At 66.0% G+C, this 20,148-nt stretch carries 15 protein-coding genes, 1 tRNA gene and 1 pseudogene; 8 read left to right on the forward strand and 9 right to left on the reverse strand.

Annotated features, from left to right (window positions below; all coding sequences use genetic code 11):
* Nucleotides 1–381, forward strand: a pseudogene (locus tag ACREEF_RS08610) (4-(cytidine 5'-diphospho)-2-C-methyl-D-erythritol kinase); the annotation flags it as partial.
* A gap of 35 nt (nt 382–416) precedes the next feature.
* A complete protein-coding gene (locus tag ACREEF_RS08615) occupies nt 417–1,322 on the forward strand; it encodes a hypothetical protein (RefSeq protein WP_431565186.1) in 906 nt (301 codons plus the stop codon).
* On the opposite strand, the gene ACREEF_RS08620 is transcribed toward ACREEF_RS08615, so the two are convergent.
* Nucleotides 1,319–2,068, reverse strand: a complete 750-nt coding sequence (locus ACREEF_RS08620) for a polysaccharide deacetylase family protein (RefSeq protein WP_431565187.1) — start codon at nt 2,066–2,068, stop codon at nt 1,319–1,321. The two genes, ACREEF_RS08615 and ACREEF_RS08620, sit on opposite strands and share 4 nt — an antisense overlap.
* A gap of 118 nt (nt 2,069–2,186) precedes the next feature.
* Here ACREEF_RS08620 and ACREEF_RS08625 point away from each other — a divergent pair, with 118 nt between their 5' ends.
* From ACREEF_RS08625 to ACREEF_RS08640, 4 genes are all read left to right on the forward strand, one after another.
* A complete protein-coding gene (locus ACREEF_RS08625) occupies nt 2,187–3,077 on the forward strand; it encodes a glycine--tRNA ligase subunit alpha (RefSeq protein ID WP_431565188.1) in 891 nt (296 codons plus the stop codon).
* A gap of 156 nt (nt 3,078–3,233) precedes the next feature.
* On the forward strand, nt 3,234–5,414 hold the full coding sequence (gene glyS, locus ACREEF_RS08630; protein WP_431565189.1) for a glycine--tRNA ligase subunit beta: 2,181 nt from the start codon (nt 3,234–3,236) through the stop codon (nt 5,412–5,414).
* 281 nt (nt 5,415–5,695) lie between these two features.
* The gene (gene ppdK / locus ACREEF_RS08635) at nt 5,696–8,386 is read left to right on the forward strand and encodes a pyruvate, phosphate dikinase (RefSeq protein ID WP_431565190.1); all 2,691 of its coding nucleotides are present in this window, start codon (nt 5,696–5,698) and stop codon (nt 8,384–8,386) included.
* Nucleotides 8,387–8,617: 231 nt separating this feature from the next.
* Entirely contained in the window at nt 8,618–9,145 is a 528-nt protein-coding gene (locus tag ACREEF_RS08640) for a porin family protein (protein ID WP_431565191.1), read from the forward strand.
* Between the two features lie 82 nt (nt 9,146–9,227).
* Here the strand turns inward: ACREEF_RS08640 and ACREEF_RS08645 are convergent, their stop codons facing one another.
* From ACREEF_RS08645 to ACREEF_RS08670, 6 genes are all read right to left on the reverse strand, one after another.
* Entirely contained in the window at nt 9,228–9,494 is a 267-nt protein-coding gene (locus ACREEF_RS08645; protein ID WP_431565192.1) for a hypothetical protein, read from the reverse strand.
* Nucleotides 9,495–9,592: 98 nt separating this feature from the next.
* Entirely contained in the window at nt 9,593–10,738 is a 1,146-nt protein-coding gene (locus ACREEF_RS08650; protein WP_431565193.1) for a beta-ketoacyl-ACP synthase III, read from the reverse strand.
* A 145-nt stretch (nt 10,739–10,883) separates the two neighbouring features.
* Nucleotides 10,884–12,953, reverse strand: a complete 2,070-nt coding sequence (locus tag ACREEF_RS08655) for a capsular polysaccharide biosynthesis protein (protein ID WP_431565194.1) — start codon at nt 12,951–12,953, stop codon at nt 10,884–10,886.
* 41 nt (nt 12,954–12,994) lie between these two features.
* Entirely contained in the window at nt 12,995–13,831 is an 837-nt protein-coding gene (locus tag ACREEF_RS08660) for an HpcH/HpaI aldolase/citrate lyase family protein (protein WP_431565195.1), read from the reverse strand.
* A 49-nt stretch (nt 13,832–13,880) separates the two neighbouring features.
* Nucleotides 13,881–14,777 (reverse strand): ROK family protein, encoded by an 897-nt coding sequence (locus ACREEF_RS08665; RefSeq protein WP_431565215.1) that lies wholly within the window; start codon nt 14,775–14,777, stop codon nt 13,881–13,883.
* Nucleotides 14,774–15,268: a GAF domain-containing protein gene (locus ACREEF_RS08670; RefSeq protein ID WP_431565196.1), complete on the reverse strand. Its 495-nt coding sequence runs from the start codon at nt 15,266–15,268 to the stop codon at nt 14,774–14,776. The genes ACREEF_RS08665 and ACREEF_RS08670 overlap by 4 nt, the downstream gene beginning before the upstream one ends.
* Nucleotides 15,269–15,509: 241 nt before the next feature.
* On the opposite strand from ACREEF_RS08670, the gene ACREEF_RS08675 reads away from it, so the two are divergent.
* On the forward strand, nt 15,510–15,632 hold the full coding sequence (locus tag ACREEF_RS08675) for a hypothetical protein (protein ID WP_431565197.1): 123 nt from the start codon (nt 15,510–15,512) through the stop codon (nt 15,630–15,632).
* Between the two features lie 305 nt (nt 15,633–15,937).
* Nucleotides 15,938–17,167, forward strand: a complete 1,230-nt coding sequence (locus ACREEF_RS08680) for an alpha/beta hydrolase family protein (protein ID WP_431565198.1) — start codon at nt 15,938–15,940, stop codon at nt 17,165–17,167.
* 985 nt (nt 17,168–18,152) lie between these two features.
* Here ACREEF_RS08680 and ACREEF_RS08685 read toward each other — a convergent pair.
* Both ACREEF_RS08685 and ACREEF_RS08690 read right to left on the reverse strand, forming a co-directional pair.
* Entirely contained in the window at nt 18,153–19,043 is an 891-nt protein-coding gene (locus tag ACREEF_RS08685) for a hypothetical protein (protein WP_431565199.1), read from the reverse strand.
* A 1,017-nt stretch (nt 19,044–20,060) separates the two neighbouring features.
* Nucleotides 20,061–20,133 (reverse strand) — tRNA-Ile (locus ACREEF_RS08690).
* Between the last annotated feature and the right edge of the window lie 15 nt (nt 20,134–20,148).

Consider the following 20,148-nt stretch of genomic DNA (forward strand, 5'->3'; position numbering starts at 1 on the left):
CTTTTGAACCCCGGCCTGCCGTCGCCGACGGGGGCGGTCTACCGCGCCTATGACGACGCGCCCGCAGGCGGGGCGGACTGCCCGGCCGCCCCGAGCGACTGGTCGCTCGCCGCCGTGATCGACTGGCTGGCGGCTCAGCGCAATGATCTGGAGGCGCCCGCCCTGCGCGTCACGCCGGGCATCGGTGAGGCGCTGGCGGCCATGCGCGCCGCTTCCGGCTGTCGCCTGACGCGGATGTCGGGCTCGGGCGCAACGGTTTTCGGTCTGTTCGACGACCGCGCGGCGGCGGTTGAGGCCGCCGTCGCCCTGGATCGGCCGGGCTGGTGGGGGCGTCCGGCGGTGCTGGGCGCGGCCGACGCCGAACCGCCTGCGGCCGATTAACGTCATATTGAAGCGTAGCAGCTTCAACTGAGGCCATGCTGACCCTGACGCCCGAACAGATCGCCGCCTTCCGCCGGGTGCTGGACCGGCTGACGCCCGAGGATCGCGCGCGGGGCGACGCCCTGGCCGGACCGGCCGCCGCCGCCGCCGCCGCCGCCGCCTCGCACTGGGATTTCTGCCTGCCGGCCACGGCGGTCGACGGGCTGATCGGCGACGGGCCGGCGAATGAGGCCACCGCCGAGGTGCGGCGCGGCCTGATCGCCCGCTGGGCGCTGGCGCTGCCGGAGCGCGTCGCCGCCCTGGCCCTGCCGCCGCAGTCTCTGGAACTCTATCCTGACCATGTGGACCGTCTGGCGGCCTTCCTCGAGGCCGCGACCGGCGCCTATGACGACGACTATTGGGCCAAGGATGTGCGGCTGTCGCTGGCGCTCAGCGTGCCGGGCGCCCAGACCCAGGTCATCGACCTGTCCTCGCCCCTGGGGGCGGGCGGCGTGGTGCGCAACGGCCGTGACGGCTACGGCTGGTCCCAGACGCCGCAATGGATCGCCGCGCAGGGCTGGCGTCCCTGGCTGGAGGTTCACACCGAGGCGCGTCATCTGTCCGACTTCACCGAGGCGGGATGGGATCGCGCCTGGTCGACCGCCGCCGCCATCCTCAAGACCCGGCCGCACATGGCCGGCATGATCGGGTCGAGCTGGTTCTACGATCCGCCGCTCGAGACCATCAGCCCGCGTCTGACCTATCTGCGCGTCAATCCGCTGAAGAACGGCGCCTTCCTGCTGCATCAGGGACCGGCGGAGATTCACAGCCAGCGGGCGGCGGCCTCGTCGCCGACGCGCCGCGCCATGATCGAATCCGGCGAATACACGCCGCGCTCGTGGATCGTGGCCTGGCCGCGCAAGGCCCTGATCCGCTGGGCCGAGGCGCGCGGGGCGATCTAGGCGTTCGCGTCGCTCAACCTCGCCCAGGCCGCGCCGACCGGCAGAATGTCCAGCCCGGCCTGCTGGGCCAGACGGATCAGGCGATCCAGGTCCTCGGGCGTGCAGCCGTAGGGGGTGGGGTCGCGCTCGACGTCATGGCCGTAGGCGATCAGCCAGCCGGACGTGTCCGCCGTCCGGGCGACCAGGGCCTCCAGATCGTAGTGGGGCAGGCGGCGCGATTCCAGGCCGATGGCTTGCAGGTTCACCCGGTCCGCGCGCCCGGCGTTGACCCCGTCGCGCACGCCGCGTCCCAGCAGAAAGCGCTGGTCGATGACCGGCTTGGCCCCCAGCGCCACGTCGCCGAAGGGCCAGGCGAAACTGGTCATGACATGGCCGTCCAGCTGTTCGGCGACCCAGGCGGCGTTCTTCGCCAACTGGTCCGTCAGGCCTTCCGGCGTCAGTCGCAGGGCGCTGACGTGGTCAAAGGTGTGGCAGCCGACCTCGTGCCCGGCGGCGTGCGCGGCCTGCAGGTGTTCGACCTCGAACTGGGGCTTGCCGATGTTCTCGCCGCCGCACAGGCCGCCCGCGACATAATAGGTCGCCCTGATCCCGTGCTCGGCCAGGATCGGCCCGGCCTCGGTCCAGGCGCTGGCCGGAAAGTCGTCGAAGCTGAGGCTCAGTATGCCGCGTGCGGGCGCGACCGTCACAGGCCGCACACCGAGGTAGCGCGCCGCGCGGCGGCGCATCTGATCGATCCGTTCCTTCATGGCGGTCTTCTAGCCCCATCCCGCTTGCGGAAGATTTAAGCTTTGCGCCGCCTCGCCTTGCTGGGAAAGCGTGGCGGCCCTATGGTCCGCGCCTCCCGAAATCGGACCGAAATCGACCGTGGCCGCTGCTGAACCTCTCTCGTTTCAGGACCTGATCCTGACCCTGCACCACTATTGGAGCGACCAGGGCTGCGCCATTCTGCAGCCCTATGACATCGAGGTCGGGGCTGGCACCCTGCACCCGGCCACGGTGCTGCGCGCGCTCGGTCCCAAGCCGTGGAAGGCCGCCTATGTTCAGCCCTCGCGCCGTCCGGGCGACGGCCGCTATGGCGAGAACCCCAACCGGCTGCAGCACTATTACCAGTATCAGGTCATCCTGAAGCCGAACCCGGACAACCTGCAGGAGCTGTATCTCGGCTCGCTGGCCGCCATCGGCATCGACCCGAAACTGCACGACATCCGCTTTGTCGAGGACGACTGGGAGAACCCCACCGTCGGCGCCTGGGGCCTGGGCTGGGAGGTCTGGTGCGACGGCATGGAGGTGACGCAGTTCACCTATTTCCAGGGCGTCGGCGGCATCGAGGTCGACGTGGTGTCGGGCGAGCTGACCTACGGGCTGGAACGTCTGGCCATGTATGTTCAGGGCGTCGACAACGTCTATGACCTGAAGTTCAACAAGGAAGGCCTGACCTACGGCGAGGTCTTCCTCGAGAACGAGCGCCAGCAGTCGGAAGCCAACTTCCACGGCTATGACGTCGCCGCGCTGAAGCGCCGCTTCGAGGACATGGAGCGCGAGGCAGCCCACTTCCTGACCATGAAGGGACCGCAGGGTCAGCCGCTGGTTCTGCCCGCCTATGACCAGGTGCTGAAGGCCTCGCACCTGTTCAACCTGATGGACGCCCGCGGCGCCATCGCCGTCGCCGAACGCCAGAGCTACATCGGCCGCATCCGCGACCTGTGCAAAGCCTGTGCTCTGGCCCAGGTCGAACACGAGAAGGCGACGGCGTGAGCCCTGTCTCCCTGCCGTCATTCCGGGGCGGCGCAGCCGAACCCGGAACCCAGGCGCCGGCGCTCCGCACGGCTCTTTCCGCTTTGAACTCCGCCGTCTGGGTCCCCGGATCGGCGTCGCTCCGCGACTTGTCCGGGGATGACGGAATTTAATCGAATGCCTCAGCTTCTCCTCGAAATCTTCTCCGAAGAAATCCCCGCCCGTATGCAGCAGGGCGCCGCGCGCGACCTTGAGCGCATGGTCTCCGAGCGCCTGAAGGCCGCCGGCCTGACCTGGGAGGCGCTGAGCGTCTTCGCCGGTCCGCGTCGCCTGACGCTGGTGATCGACGGCCTGCCGACCGCCGCCGAAGACCGCAATGAAGAGGTCAAGGGTCCCAAGACTTCGGCCCCGGCGCAGGCGCTGGAAGGCTTCCTGCGCAAGACCGGCCTGACGCAGGACCAACTGGTCGAGCGCGACGGCGTCTGGTTCGCCGAGATCAGCAGCAAGGGCCGCCAGACGACCGAGGTCTTCGCCGAGGCGGTGGATCAGATCGTCCGCAGCTTCCCCTGGCCCAAGTCGATGCGCTGGGGCACGGGAACCCTGCGCTGGGTGCGCCCGATCAAGCGCATCATCGCCCTGTTTGACGGGGCGGTGGTGCCGTTCGAAATCGACGGCATCCAATCCGGCGACGTGACCGAGGGGCACCGCTTCCTCGGCAGCGGCAAGCCGTTTGCGGTCAAGGACTTCGCCGACTATCGCGCCAAGCTGGAACGCGACTTCGTCCTGCTGGATGTGGCCGACCGCAAGCTGCGCATTCTGGAAGCCGCCAAGGCCGCCTGCGCCGCGCGCGGTCTGGTGCTGGTGGATGACGACGGCCTGCTGGACGAGGTGGCGGGTCTGGCCGAATGGCCGACGCCGATCCTGGGCGACATGGACCCGCAGTTCCTGTCCCTGCCGCCCGAAGTGGTCCGCCTGTCGATGAAGGTGCACCAGAAATATTTCGCCGTGCGCGATCCGTCGAAAGACGGTCTGGCCCCCAACTTCCTCGTCGTCGCCAACGTCGAGGCGACCGACGGCGGTCAGGCCCTGGCCACCGGCAACAGCCGCGTTCTGTCGGCCCGTCTGAACGACGCCCGCTTCTTCTGGGACGAAGATCAGAAGGTCGGCTTCGACGCCTGGAACGACAAGCTGAAGGGCGTCACCTTCCACGCCAAGCTGGGCACCCTGTCCGAGCGCGTCGACCGCATCGCCGCTCTGGCGCGTGAAATCGCCCCTCTGGTCGGCGCCGACGCGGCGCAGGCCGAACAGGCCGCGCGCCTGTCCAAGGCCGATCTGGCCTCGGGTATGGTCAGCGAGTTCCCGGAACTTCAGGGCGTCATGGGCGGCTATTACGCCCGTCTGGCGGGCTACCCTGACGCCGTGGCCGACGCCGTGCGCGACCACTACAAGCCGCAAGGTCCGGGCGACAGCGTCCCGACCGCGCCGGTCACGGTCGCCGTCGCCATCGCCGAGAAGCTGGACACCCTGGTGGGCTTCTTCGCCATCGACGAAAAGCCCACGGGCTCGCGCGACCCCTACGCCCTGCGCCGCGCCGCGCTGGGCGTGATCCGGCTGGTGCTGGAGAACGGGGTGCGCACTCCGCTTCGCGAATTGACGCTGCAAGCCATCTTCGGCCTGACCAACATCACTCGCGTTCTGGACGTTGTCGCGCGGTTCGAGGATGGCGGAACCTCCACGTCTGGCGTCGGCGCACCCGCTGAACTTTTGGCGGATGCCGTCGTCGGCCTCTACCTTGCTAAGGCGGAAGGCGATCTCCCCAGCCCTCGGCAGGTTTCAGCTGATGTGTTGGCCTTCTTCGCCGACCGCCTGACCGTTCTCTTGCGCGATCAGGGCCAGCGCCACGACCTCGTGGCCGCCGTCTTCGCTCTGGGCGACGACGATCTGGTGCGCATCGTGCGTCGAGTGGAGGCGCTGGCCGCCTTCCTGGCCACGGACGACGGGGCCAATCTGCTGGCGGGCTACAAGCGGGCGTCCAACATCCTCAAGGCAGAGGAGAAGAAGGGGCCGCTGCCGGAAGGCGCCGTCGCCACCGGCCTGGCCAACCAGCCGGCGGAAGAAACCGCTCTGGCCTTCGCCGCCGCCGCCGCCGCGACCGCCGTGGACGCCGCGCTGGAGACCGAAGACTTCGCCGCCGCCATGACGGCCCTGGCCGCCCTGCGCGGTCCGGTGGACGCCTTCTTCACCGGCGTCATGGTCAACTCCGACGTGGCCGAGGAGCGTGAGAACCGCCTGAAGCTGCTGGGTCAGGTGCGGGCCGTCATGGGCCGGGTGGCGGACTTCGGTCAGATCGCGGGGTAAAATCTGACCCTTCTCCCCTTGCGGGAGAAGGTGGCTCGCGGAGCGAGACGGATGAGGGGTTGCGCGACGTCAAAGTCACGCAGCCCCTTTTTCGTGTTGAGAGACCCCTCATCCGCCCCTGCGGGGCACCTTCTCCCGCAAGGGGAGAAGGGAAAGAGACACATCCTCACACGGATTGTTACGCCCACGGCCTCGCCTTCGCGCTTGCAGCACGCTAGTCAGGGCCACCGTGCGCGGGACTCGATCCCTCGGCGGCTAGACCACGGCTCAGGGACGGCAAGATGACCAAGTGGGTGTACGGCTTCGGCGGCGGCTCGGCTGACGGCGACGCGTCGATGAAGAACCTTCTCGGCGGCAAGGGCGCGAACCTGGCCGAGATGTCCTCTCTCGGCCTGCCGGTGCCGCCCGGCTTCACGATCACGACGGAAGCCTGCGTCCACTATTACTCCAACGGCGAGACCTATCCGGCCGAGCTGGCCGCACAGGCCGCCGCCGGTCTGAAGACCGTCGAGGGCATCGTCGGCAAGACTTTCGGCGACCCCGCCAACCCGCTGCTGGTCTCGGTGCGCTCGGGCGCGCGGGCCTCGATGCCGGGCATGATGGACACGGTGCTGAACCTGGGCCTGAACGATCAGACGGTCGAGGGTCTGGCCAAGTTGTCGGGTGACCGCCGCTTCGCCTTCGACAGCTATCGTCGTTTCATCACCATGTATTCCAATGTGGTTCTGGGCATCGGCCACGATCAGTTCGAGGAGGTTCTGGACGACCACAAGGATCGTCTGGGCGTCTCGGTCGACACCGAACTGACCGCCGAGAACTGGGAAAAGGTCGTCGCCGACTACAAGGTCCTGGTCGAGCGCGAACTGGGCCGCGCCTTCCCGCAGGACCCGCATGACCAGCTGTGGGGCGCCGTCTCGGCCGTCTTCGCCAGTTGGATGAACGACCGCGCGAAATTCTATCGCCGCATGCACGACATCCCCGAAAGCTGGGGCACCGCCGTCAACATCCAGTCGATGGTGTTCGGCAACATGGGCGAGACCTCGGCGACGGGCGTGGCCTTCACCCGCAACCCCTCGACCGGCGAAGCCAAGCTGTACGGCGAGTTCCTGATCAACGCCCAGGGCGAGGACGTGGTCGCGGGCATCCGCACGCCGCAGTCCCTGACCCAGGCGGGCCGCGAGGAAATGGGCGAGACCGCGCCTTCGATGGAGGAGGCCATGCCGGTCGTCTTCGCCGAGTTCGTCGAGGTCGTGAACCGGCTGGAAAGCCACTATCGCGACATGCAGGACATCGAGTTCACGGTCGAGCAGGGCCGGCTGTGGATGCTGCAGACCCGCAACGGCAAGCGTACCGCCAAGTCGGCGCTGAAGATCGCCGTGGACCTGGCCTCCGAGGGCGTGATCTCTCAGGAAGAGGCCGTGTCGCGGGTCGAACCCGCCGCTCTGGACCAACTGCTGCACCCGACGCTGGACCCCGACGCCGCCCGTTCGGTGGTGGCGGCGGGCCTGCCGGCCTCGCCCGGCGCGGCCACCGGCAAGATCGTCTTCGACGCCGACGAGGCCGAGCGCCTGTCGCAGGTCGGCGACGCCGTCATTCTGGTCCGCGAGGAAACCTCGCCCGAGGACATCCACGGCATGCACGCGGCGCGCGGCATCGTCACGGCGCGCGGCGGCATGACCAGCCACGCGGCCGTCGTGGCGCGCGGCATGGGCCGGCCCTGCGTCTCGGGCGCCGGAGAAATCTCGATCAATGAGAAGGCCGGGACCTTCACCGCACGCGGCCGCACCTTCAAGGCGGGCGAAGTCATCACCATCGACGGCGGCAAGGGCGAGGTCCTCGAGGGCGCCGTGCCGATGATCGAGCCGGAGCTGACGGGCGACTTCCAGACCCTGATGGCCTGGGCCGACGGCGTGCGCCGCCTGAAGGTTCGCGCCAACGCCGAGACCCCGCTGGACGCCAAGACCGCGCGCGGCTTCGGCGCCGAGGGCATCGGCCTGTCGCGCACCGAGCACATGTTCTTCGACGAGGCCCGCATCGCCGCCGTGCGCGAGATGATTCTGGCCGACGACGAGCAGGGCCGCCGCGTGGCTCTCGCCAAGATCGCGCCCTTCCAGAAGGCCGACTTCGCCGAACTGTTCACCATTATGGCCGGTTTGCCGGTGACGATCCGTCTGCTGGACCCGCCGCTGCACGAGTTCATCCCGCACACGGACGCCGACATCGACGCCCTGGCCGCGGGTTCGGGTCTGGACGCCGCCAAGCTGAAGCGTCGCGCGCGTGAACTGCACGAGACCAACCCCATGCTGGGCCACCGCGGCTGCCGCCTGGGCGTGGCCTATCCCGAGATCTACGAGATGCAGGTCCGCGCCATCCTCGAGGCGGCGCTGGAAGTGAAGAAGGCGTCGGGCCTGGCTCCGATCCCGGAGATCATGCACCCGCTGGTCGCCCTGGGTCTGGAGATGAAGTTCCTGCGCGAGCTGACCGACCGCACGGCCAAGGCCGTCTTCGCCGACGCCGGCGACAGCGTCGACTATCTGGTCGGCACCATGATTGAACTGCCGCGCGCCGCCCTGCGCGCCGCCGATCTGGCGGAGTACGCCGAGTTCTTCAGCTTCGGCACCAACGACCTGACCCAGACCACCTTTGGGATCAGCCGCGACGACTCCGGCCACTTCCTGCAGGCCTATCTGGACAAGGGCATCTTCGAGACCGATCCCTTCGTGCGTCTGGATCAGGACGGCGTGGGAGATCTGATCCGCATCGCCGCCGAGCGCGGTCGTGGCGTGAAGCCGGGCATGAAGATGGGCATCTGCGGCGAACACGGCGGCGACCCGTCGTCCATCGCCTTCTGCGAGAGCGTCGGCCTCGACTACGTGTCGTGCTCGCCCTACCGCGTGCCGATCGCCCGTCTGGCGGCGGCCCAGGCCGCCCTGGCGGCCCGCTCGGGCGAGGAGCGCGAAAAGGACCGCTAAGACCTGTTTCAGGGCTGAGCGTGCAAAGGTGGTCCCTCGGGGCCGCCTTTTTCGTGCCGAGATAAGGTCGCGATCAACGTAACAATGTATGTGTCTGGGCGCACACAGTTACGCCTGTGTATTCCCCTGCCTCTGGAACGGCTGGACGGGATACCCATTTAACTCCGTGCTGGATGGGGCCGGTGACCGCAGAAGTCACCGCATCTAGTTCTACTAGGAGTTATAGAAACAATGCGTAACATTCTTCTCGCTGCTGTCGCCATTTCTGCAATCGCCGCTCCGGCCTTCGCTCAATCGGGCCCGGACGCCCGCGGCTATGGTTCGCTGGGCTACACGCATGTTGAAGGCGACACCGCCACGACCGGCGCCGTGACCGGCCGCCTGGGCGTCAACCTGAACCGCTACCTGGCCGTCGAGACCGAAGCCTCGGTCGGCGTCAAGGACGACGACTTCACCATCGCCGGCGTCGACGGCTCGATCAAGCACGAGTGGGACGCCGCCGGTTACGTGGTGGGCAAGTACCCCGTGAACGACAAGCTGGAGCTGTTCGCGCGCGGCGGTTACGGCCACACCGAGCTGAAGCAGGAAATCGCCGGCGCCAACACCGACATCGGCGGCGACAGCTGGAACTACGGCGTCGGCGCCAACTACTACCTGGACGGCAAGAACGGCGTCCGCGCCGACTGGACCCGTCGCGACTTCCGCGACAACGGCGGCGAGGCCGACGCCTATTCGATCAGCTACATTCGTCGCTTCTAAAGCCTGTTTTCCAGTCTGGCGCTGGATACGACGAAGGCCCGCTCTGGAAGGAGCGGGCCTTTTCGTTTGTCTGAGAAGGGGATTAGGCCAGGCCGGGAGCCAGGGCCCATCGCAGCGAGTTCTCGCCGAAGGGCTTGATGAAGAAGTCGCGGTAGCGCTCGAAGACCTCGATGATCTTCATCTTCAGGTCGTGGGCGACGGACTCGCCGCGCTGACGCTTCATGGCCGCGACGCAGTTGACCACGATGTCCATATGGGCCGATCCGCCCATATGTTTCAGCACCGTGGCCACGTCGTGGGCCAAGGGGTCGCTGAGCTTCTCCGCCCAGGGTGAAACTGTCTGAGTCATTCGGGCGTCGTCCCCCACGTTCTCGACACCTCTAACGGTTTGCAAATTTTTCCGAACAGTGCAAGCGCTGCCCGAAACAGTGATTCCTGTTATCTCAATCAGCCGCGCTTTCGCACAAAGACCGTGCCCGCCGAATAGCCCGCGCCGAAGCTGCAGATCAGGCCGACATCGCCCGGAGCGAAGCCGTCGTGGTGCAGGTGGAAGGCGATGATCGACCCGGCCGAGGAGGTGTTGGCGTAGTCGTCCAGGATGATGACGTTCTCTTCCGGCTCGGGTTCGCGGCCCAGCACCTTCTTGCCGATCAGGGTGTTCATGTTGATGTTGGCCTGGTGCAGCCACATCCGCTTTAGCCCGTGCGGGTCCAGGTTCAGTTCGGCGGCGTGGTCCAGGATCATGTCCGAGACCATGGGCACCACCTCCTTGAACACCTTGCGGCCCTGCTGGACGAACATCTTGTCGGTCAGGCCGTCGGACGATACCGGCTCGTTGGCGCCCGTCGGCAGGGCGGCGCGGTTCAGGAAGCCGAAATTGTTGCGGATATTGTTCGAGAAGCTGGTCTTCAGGCGCGTGCCGACGATGTCCCAGCCGCCCGGTCCGGCCTGGTCCTCGGCCTCGACGATGACGGCCGTGGCCACGTCGCCGAAGATGAAGTGGCTGTCGCGATCCTTGAAGTTCAAATGGGCTGAGCAGATCTCGGGATTGACCATCAGCACGGCCTTGGCCGAGCCCGAGGCCACGAAGTCCGCCGCCGTCTTGATGCCGAAGGTGGCCGAGGAGCAGGCCACGTTCATGTCGAAGGCGAAGCCTTCGATCCCCAGCGCCTGCTGCACCTCGATGGCCATGGCGGGGTAGGGACGCTGCATGTTCGACGCGGCGCAGATGACGGCGCCGATCTCGCTGACCGACTTGCCCCAGGCCTTGATGGCGTCCTGGGCGGCCTTCACCGCCATTTCAGCCAGGATCGACAGTTCGTCGTCGCCGCGTGCGGGCAGGTTGGGCAGCATCCGTGACGGATCGACGATGCCGCTCTTGTCCATGACGAAACGCGACTTGATGCCCGAGGCCTTCTCGATGAAGGCTTCCGACGAGGGGGTCTTCAGCTCCAGTTCGCCGGCGGCGATGGCCTCGGCGTTCTCGGCGTTCCAGCTGTCGGCCCAGGCGTTGTAGGCGGCGACCAGTTCCTCGTTCGTGACGGACTGCTCCGGCGTGAACAGGCCGGTGGCGGAGATGACGGCTTTATGCAACTTCTTGGTTCCCTAACGCTCAGCGCGCGGCGCTTCGCTGCATGAGGGAGTGTGCTCCCTGGTGGCGTCCGTTTTAGTGGGCGCGCGTTGCGGCGAAGTTCGGGCGCCTCGCGGCCGGACAGGTCCGTAGCGATAACGAACCTCCTCAATAGGCCGGTGGAGAGCTCCGGTCGAGACTGGCCTTGATGCCGCGCCACCATCTGTTGACGCGCCCGCGCGGCGGGGCGGGCAGGGGATGGTCGCGCGCCGCGATCAGGGCCTCGACCAGGTCCTCGGCCTCGCACGGCCAGCCGTCCGGCGTGACATAGACCGGATAGCCGATCAGGGCGGCGTGGATCAGGCTCTGCAGCGATGCCCGACGCGTGCGGCGCTCGAACGTCAGCTGGTCGTCGGTCAGGCCCCAGCCCGCATAGAAGGGCCGGCCGTAGACGCTGACGGGCTTGCCCCGCATCAGGGCTTCGAACCCGGTCAGCGAGGTCAGGGTCGCCAGCCGGTCGCAGGCGTTCAGGCAGTCCACGATGTCGAGGTCGTCGGCCGAGGCGTCGACCTCCTCCATCGCCGCATGGTCCAGCAGGCCGGGCCGGTTGCCCGCCGTCACGTCGGGGTGGTTGCGATAGATCAGGAAGGCGTCGGGATGGTCGGCCCTCGCCGCCTTCACCAGACCCGAGTTGGTGCGCAGATCAGGCCCGCAGCCCATCATGATCGAGCGGTCGTTCTCGACCTGCCCCACGACCATCAGGATGGGCCTGTCCTTGGGCCAGTGCGCGGGGACGCCCGCGCCCTTCAGATTGTATTTCGACAGGCCCGCCTCGACCACGCGGGCGCGAAGCGCCTCGGCCCGCGCGGCCTGATCCGGCGAGGGCTCGCCCGCTTCGATCAGACTCTCCAGCCGGCTGGGCCGGGTCGGGTCGTAATAGACGCCCTGATCGTCCAGGGCGACGGACAGGGCGCCGAAGAAGTCGGACCCCAGGCCGCGCGAGCGGATGAAGCCGTCCTCCATGCGCACGGCCGGGCCTTCGAAGGCGTCGGCGGCGGCGCGGATCTGCGGCGTCTCCTTGCCGGCCCACCAGATCAGCTTGCCGCCCGTGGCTCGCGCATGGGCGACGGCGGCGCTGGCGCGCCAGAAATAGCGGACGCGGCCCTTGGGGCTGTTCAGCAGACGACGCACCGGCGGGCGCTTGGCCGGGGCGAAGCCGACGGCGGCGAAAGCGCCCGCCAGCCGGTCGGCCCGGTCGCGCAGGGCGATCAGCCGCTCCAGCGCCGCTTCCGCCTCGCACCTCTGGCCGGTGACCGGATCGACGTAGCGCGTGTAGGCGATCAGCGCCGCCGCCGCGACCTGTTCCAGGTCGCGCGCCGCGCCACGCCGCCCGGTCTCGACTGCGTCCGTCGTCAGCCCCCAACCCGAATAGAAGGGGGCGCCGAAGCAGCGCACCGGCAGGCCGCGCAGCAGGGCCTCGAACCCCAGGGCCGAGGTCACGACATAGACCGCATCCACCGCCGCCAGCAGGTCGGCGGGCCGCACGTCCGTATCGATCAGGGTGACTCCGTCCAGTTCGCTGGCCGGGATACAGCCCTGTTTCCGCCCCGCCGCCACCGCCGGGTGGCGCTTGACGATCAACTGGGCGTCGGGCTCGTCGCGCCGCGCCGTCGCCAGCATGTCCGAGAAGCTCTGTTGGGTCGCCAACCCATAGCCGATCGAGGCGTCGCCAAACGTCTGGTCCACAATCAGAACCCGTCGCCCGGGCTTCAGCAGCCCTGCATCCAGCGGCCCTCCCATATTGGTCTTGGACACGCCCGACGCCACGATGCGGTCGATTAGGCCGCGGGCACGGGCCAGCATGGCGGCGTCGCACCAGTCGGGCGCGGTGGCGATCAGTTGCTCCAGCCGACTGGGCCGCGTCGCGTCGTAATAGACGCCCAGGTCATCGACGATCAGGCTGAGGCTGGTCGCCCCGCTCTCGCCGATCCCGACCGAGCGCAGGAATCCGTCTTCCAGCGCGATGTAGGGCTTGCCGTGTTTCTCGGCCCAACGCCGTCCAGTCGCCGCCGTCGGCTTCATGCCCCAGCCCAGCACGGCCTCGGTCTGCGGCCCCGGCAGGGGCGACAGCTCGTAATCGGGCAGGAAGGCGGACAGGAAGGGCACCTTCAGCACCCCCGGCGCGCAGACCCAGGCGCGAGTTTTGGACGGGGGCGAGGGCAAGGGCGGCGTGGTCATGCTTGTGCGTGTCTAAGGTGCGCCGCCCGTCAGGGCCAGCCTCAGAGGCTGGCCAGCAAATCCTGCGCGGCTTCAAGGTGCAGCCGCTCCACCATCTCGCCGTCGAGGCGGATGACGCCCAGTCCCTCCGTCTCAGGCGCAGCGAAGGCGGCGACGACCTTGCGCGCCCATTCCACTTCTTCAGCCGACGGCCCGAACGCCGTGTTGGCCCCCTCGATCTGCGACGGGTGGATCAGGCTCTTGCCGTCGAAGCCGTAGAGCCGTCCTTGCGCGCATTCGGCCTTGAAGCCCGCCTCGTCCTGGATGCGGTTGAACACCCCGTCGATGACCGTCAGGCCGTTGGCGCGGGCGTGGGTCACGACCGCCGCCAGCCAGGGCTTCAACGGCTCACGATCGGGCGAAGCCCCGGTCTTCAACTCCTTGGCCAGGTCGTTGACGCCCAGCATCAGGCCGCTGAGCGCCCCGCCCGCCTCGGCGATGGCGCGCAGGTCGATCAAGGCGCGGGGCGTCTCGATCATGGCCCACAGGGTGACGCCCGGACGCATCCCGTCCGACAGGGCGCGCACGCTTGAGGCGCTCTCGACCTTGGGCGCGACGATCAGATCGACCGGCGCATCCCGCAGCGCCGCCAGGTCGTCGGCGCCCCAGGGCGTGTCCAGCCCGTTGATCCGCACGCCCAGTCGCGGGCCGAACCCGCCTTGATGCGCCGCCGCGACCGCCACCGCGCGGGCCTCGGCCTTCATCTCGGGCGCGACCGCGTCCTCGAGATCCAGCACCGCCACGTCGCAGGAGAGGCTTCGCGCCTTATCTAGCGCGCGGGCGTTAGAGGCGGGCAGGTAGAGAACGCTGCGCGCGCGCGCCGGACGCTGATGATTCATGTCGCTTTCCAGATGTTCGAGGCGGACCATAGCGGGCCTCGAACTCGGATCAATCGGCCCAGAGCCTTGAAGCTCCGCGCACGCCGGAGGAATCGCCCCATTTCGCCGGGACGATCCGCCCGTCCCAGTGGTCGGAGAAGATGTAGCGCCCCACGACCTCGGGCAGACGGTCGTACAACTCCGCGACGTTCGACATCCCGCCGCCCAGCACGAAGACCTCGGGATCGGCCAGATTGACGACCATGGCCAGGGCCCGGCCCAGCCGGTCGACGTAGCGGTCCAGAGCCGTCGCTGCGCCCGGATCGCCCTGACGCGCGGCCTCGACGATCGCCCGAGCCTTCCACGCCCGGCCGGTCGTCGCCTCGTGATCGCGCTGGAAGCCGGAGCCCGAGACCCAGGTCTCCAGACAGCCGTTCAGCCCGCACCAGCAGGCGGGACCGGGCGCTTCGTCGACGGAAGGCCAGGGCAGGGAGATGTGGCCGATTTCGGCCGCGACGCCGTGAGCCCCCTCGACCAGCTTGCCGTCGATCACCAGTCCGCCGCCGCAGCCCGTGCCGAGTATGACGCCGAAGACGCTGGCCGCGTCGGCGCCCGCTCCGTCGACGGCTTCCGACAGGGCCAGGCAGTTGGCGTCATTGGCCAGTCGGACCGGGCGGCCCAGCGCGCCCTCAAGGTCCTCGGCGAACCGGCGGCCGTTCAGATAGGTCGAGTTGGCGTTGCGGATCAGGCCCGAGCGCGGCGACGGCGACCCCGGAATGGCCAGACCGACCGAGCGCGCCGGACCGGTTTCCGCCTCGACCCGAGCGATCAGGTCGGCGACCAGCATCAGGGCGCCGTCGTAACTCCCCGGATTGGGTTCGCGGATCCGCGCGGCGAAGGCGCCGGCGTCGTCCAGCGCCGCCGCCTCGATCTTGGTGCCGCCGAAATCGACCCCGATCCGCATCAGGCGGCGAAGACCCTGGCCATCAGCCGTTCCAGCGCCGCTGCGTCCACGGCGTCGAAGGCGGATTTCTCGGTCGCATCCACATCCAGCACGGCGATCAGATCGCCCGCCGCATCTAGCACCGGCACCACGATCTCGCTGGCCGAGCGGCTGTCGCAGGCGATGTGGCCGGGGAAGGCGTGGACATCCTCGACCACCTGGGTCTGGCGCGTTTTCGCCGCCGCGCCGCAGACGCCGCGTCCGAAGGGAATGCGCAGACAGCCCAAGGTGCCCTGATAGGGGCCGACCACCAGCTCCTCGGGCTTGGTCGCGTCCACGACGTAGAAGCCGGTCCAGAAGAAGACGGGAAAGGCGTCGGCCAGCATCGAGGCCACGGTGGCCATGCGCGCCGTCCGGTTCGGCTCGCCGTCCAGCACCGCCAGAACCTCGGCCTCGACCTCGGCGTAGCGTTCGGCCTTGTCGGCGGGGCGGTCGTCGCGGGCGACATAGGACATGGCGGCTCTCCTTCAGGACACCGCCATATAGACTCCATCCTCGCGGCACAAAGGGTCGGGGCGCGCAGCGGCGGACGGTCGATGGAGATGGTGGTTGATGGTGATCCGTTGTCCGGCTTGTTCGCCTGCCCCCAAGCATCTAACCACTGCGTCGTCCCCGCCGTCATTACACCGATTTAAGCGGCGCAACCGCAGCTTTGCCTTACACATGTCGCATCGCGTTCGGTTTGGGGGAGGTCTGATGTCCAGCGCAGGTGTTTGCGGCGGAGTTTCGGCGCAAGGGGAGCGGCGTCTGGCGGGTCAGCGCATGGCCGCCCGCATCGGCGGCGGTGTCATGCTGCTGGCGATGGCCGTGTCGTTCTGAGTTGAATTCGTTGGTTTCGGCCCGATCGTGATCTCCGACGTGGCCAGAGAGACCGCCGACAGCCTGCGGTCGTCGGAACCCCTGAGGCGTCCTTCTCCAACTCGTAGGTTTCTATGATTAGATTTCCCTTCTCTGCCGCACGCATCGCCGCCTTGCGTTGGGCGACAAACGCAACGCGATTGAACACGAGGGTGTGCCTGCTGGCGTGTGGACTAGCATTTTCAGGCCCAGTCTTTGCAGGAGCGGAACCCGCAACCCCCTCGCAAGCACGTGCCCCTGTGCACGCAAACGCCATTCAGCGCTTCATGTTTTCCGTCGAGTCTTTCGCAGCTGTCATGGCGGCGTTCGCCGAGCGCAATGTCGTCTTCGCCGACTTACCCGAAGCGCCTGGTACGGGCGAAACCACATGGGCGACCGGGACGGGCCCGAGTGGGTTTCCCATGCTCTATAGGATTGATCACGTTGGCGGAGGCTTTCATGTCTATGCCGAGCGGCGACGCCCTCAGAACCCTGTCGCGCCTTTGCCATACGTTTCGCAGGACGTCATCTTCGATGCTCCGGATCCGGATATTTCGCCGGTGGGAACGCTCACCTATCCGCTATCGGGGCGCTCCTTTCCAGCGGTCGTGCTGGTTGCGGGAAGCGGCCCTCACGATCGCGATGGCGGCATGTCTCTACACAAAACGCTACTTGTGCTGGCGGACCATCTGACGCGTCAGGGTTTCGCCGTCTTGCGTTACGACAAGCGGGGTGTGGGCCTCACTGGGGGCGAACGGCATCCGGGCTCCACGACTGATGATTATGCCGCCGATGCGCTCGCCGCGGTCCGGTTTCTGGCAAAGCAGCCGAACATTGATGCTGGGCGGATTGGCGTCGTGGGGCACAGTGAAGGCGGAATTGTCGCGGCCATGGTGGCGGCCGAGGCACCGGAGGAAGTGGCGTTCATCATCATGCTCGCGGGCACCGGCCTGCCGGGCATCGAGATCAAGAGCTTGCAAGATGCCGCGGCCAGGCGGGCAGACGGGATGCCGGAACCGCTGGTACGCCTCAACCAAACGCAGGAGCGGGGCCTGCTCGAGATTGCTGCAAGCGATCTAGGGCACCAGGAGGCGCTTGCGGCCATGGCCACAGCAACCAGAGACCTGCCGGAAGACGTCAAGGCCACGCTTGAGATCCCCGAGGAGGGAATTCCCGTCGACGCCTACGAAGAATTGCTGACGCCATGGTTTAGGCGGTTTCTGGAACTGGACCCCCGCACTTATCTCGAGAAGGTGACAAGCCCGGCGCTCGCGCTCGGGGGAGAACTCGACCTACAGGTGCCGGCCTCCCGAAATCTGGAGGAAATTTCGCAGGCTCTTACGCGCGCTGCCAATCCTCGCATGACCGTGCGCCTGCTTCCCGGCGTCAACCATAATCTGCAGACAGCGCGAACTGGAAAAGAAAGCGAATACTTCCTGATCGAGGAGACCATTTCACCGTCAGTTTTGGCAGTGGTGTCGGCATGGCTAGAAGATGTTGCGCAAGACAGGAGATAGAAGAGATAACGCTTATTATCTCTTTTTACAGGCGGCCTCTACCTTCCTTGTGTTTGCTCACGGTGCGTTCAATTGGCGGTCCTGGGCGTTTAAACTCCAATGACGCTCAGGTCCGCAACAAGTTCTACACAATCCAAGCAGCGGCAATCTAGCGCCTGATGGGGCGGCCTAGGCTGATCCGCCTAACCGCGCTGGGTAGCGACCAATAGACGAGGCAAAGGCAGCCTACGCATCAAAAGTCGCTCCAGGGAAAAAGTCACCGCCTTGAAAGTTCGCAACGGGTCGGTTTGCGACCAGGCTTTCGGCCTGTACGCGGGCACTCGCGCGTGGCGACCATCCATCCCGCTAGTGGACTCTTGGATTGACCGAAATGAGTCAAAGTCCGACACTTCAAGGCGAGCTCGATCGGGTGTAATCGGCGCTTGAGCCACCCTTAACTGGTTTTGAGGCAGTTCTAAGTGGTCTCGACAAGGGATTGGTAGGCCCGGAGGCACAATAAAAATGTTGTTTATTAAGGGAAATATTCATTACATGCCCCCGATTATGCCCCCAAAGTCGGGGATGTATTGGGACGTATGAGGGGGCTTTGGGGTTAGCTTCTGAAGGGGCGGAGACGCTCAGCTTGTCCGCTTACAGACCGAACTCGACGATGCCCTGGATGCGATGGAACTGGCGGCCTCCGGCAACCTTGATCTGCTGAGGGGCCGATCACCGTCGAGAGCAACCATTTGCCATCCACGCGACGAGCTCCCGGCTGGATGACGAGCTGAGGCGCCGCGGTATTCAGGTCCACATGGGTTCAACTTAGGAGATGAAGGTCCTGACCCGCGCCGAGGCGGGCGAGAGGGGGACTGGCGAGCGTCCGCCCGTCGGCGTCAAAGGCTTCAGCGCCTAAGAGAAAGGCCCGCCCCCGGCGAACCGGAGCGGGTCCAGTATGCTTGATGTTCGTCGCGGCGAATGACTGCTTGACGCAGGCCGTTAGTGTTCAGAACTGCCACTGAATGCGCAGAGACTCCATGTGGAGACTGCTAGCGCGTGCTTCAAACGTTACGTGCGTGCTGGTTTTGGAAACTGTGAGGGCGATGTCTTCGACGACATTCTCGCGAATGAGGAACCCTCTGATGTTCCCATTGCTCGGCTCGGCCCCGGCGACGAAGGAGACGCGTATGTTGGTGCGAGAGATGGGGTATTTTGTAGAGTTTACCGAATAGACGCCCTCTGGTCCGTCAAACTCGTTCTGAAGGTTGACCTCCCCTGTGCGGGTGACGACCACGTTGTCAAACAACCATGCCTTATGGAGGGCGCAAACAAACCAATTCGGTAGGTATGTGGCAAAAACGTTTCTAGGAAGCTCACGATCAAAGGTCTCAATAACCTCCAAATTCGAGTCTCCACCCCGCATAATAAGTTCTTTAGTCACTACTTTATTGGCAACCTGTGACTCTTGCGTCATGGATGCACGAATAATCCGGCCTGTCGCAGTGTCAGTGCCCGTGTCGAGGCGATAGGCGGTGATGCCGGAGCGATTGGCGTGGAAGGTCTGCCGCCGCTTGATGGTGGCCATGGACCGTGCAGCATCGTGCATCACCACTTCCATCTCTGTCTCAAGGACCGAAATGCCGACGCGAGAATTTTGGAAGTAGTCATTAATGGCGCGGACCCACTGGATCAGGACCACCACCAGGGCCGCCGTCACCAAGATGAATATCCATCCCAGGATAGGCTCGTCGTAAATGGCGCCCTTGAAGCGCACCAGTTCCCATACGACCTCCCCAAAGGAGGTGTCCGCATTCTGCTTGCGATAGAATGCGATAGGCGGCCAGGCAAACTGCCACCACCCAACGATCGTCGCGATTACAGCGAGCGCCTTCAGCACCCGCCGCACAACCCCTTGCCCCCGCTTCTTCAAAGTGCCCTCGAATCCAGTTTCGCCCCAACGTGTCGTTGTAGCGGAATGCAAAAAGGCCGCAACCAATCGGTCGCGGCCTTAGAAAACTGGTTATGAACCGTGGGTCAGACGGTCGTGTTGGCTCGGAGCGGCTTCATTGCAGTGTTTCCCTCTTAAGAGTGGCGCGGCTTAAACCGCGTCACGAGCGACGTGTCAACGTTTCTGCTACTCTGGCGTTCCAAAGCTCGCCAAGTCTCGATACGCCGATCGACGTTAACCGGGGATGAACCACCCAGGGTGTCGATATGACGAAGATGGGGTCAGGTTGACCGCATGGTCAAGCCGCGCGGATCACAAAGATCATTAATGATCGTAAATGACCTGCGTGATCCCTATCCAGGGCAATCCAGTCCCTTCATGCCCATCTCGTCGAAGAAGCGGCAGAGGCGGCCAACCTAAGCCCATCTGGCCTCGCCCCAAGTCTCGACGACGTTGTCGTGCTTCTCGCCGGCGACACGGCTGGTCAGTACATCGTCGGACGGCGCCGGCTTAGGTAGGACCCTCAAGTTCTCGGCACGCGGCAGGGCCGCGCCCGCCGCTTTCTCGCGGTCGAAGCTGCCTTGACTTGACGGCCTGCCGGTCCCTCGATGTGCACAGTAGCCGCCGACGATCACGAAGGGGGCGAGCAGTGCGAACTCGGCCTAGGTGCGGGGCGGGAAGTGGTGGGCGGTGCGAGGAGATGGTAGCGCCCCAGGGACTCGAACCCGCAACGACAGGGACTCGAACTCGACGAAAGAGTCCTTTTGAATCAAGTTATTGATTTAGAGTCGAAATTCTCGATTTGGGGGCATCGAGGTGTGGATGCCCCCAAATGTGCCCCCAAGAGAGATTTCTTCCCTTAGGTAAGTTTTCGCTATGGCATTGATTAAATTACTGAATTTGCTTGGAAATTTCTATCGCGACATTCACGTAAGTTATTGAATTATAATAACTTTTTTCCGTCGGTAGGCCCGGAGGGACTCGAACCCCCAACCAGACCGTTATGAGCGGTCGGCTCTAACCATTGAGCTACAGGCCCCCGAGGGGAAGCCGT

This window comes from Brevundimonas sp., from assembly GCF_050729455.1.
In the GTDB taxonomy this organism is placed as follows: domain Bacteria; phylum Pseudomonadota; class Alphaproteobacteria; order Caulobacterales; family Caulobacteraceae; genus Brevundimonas.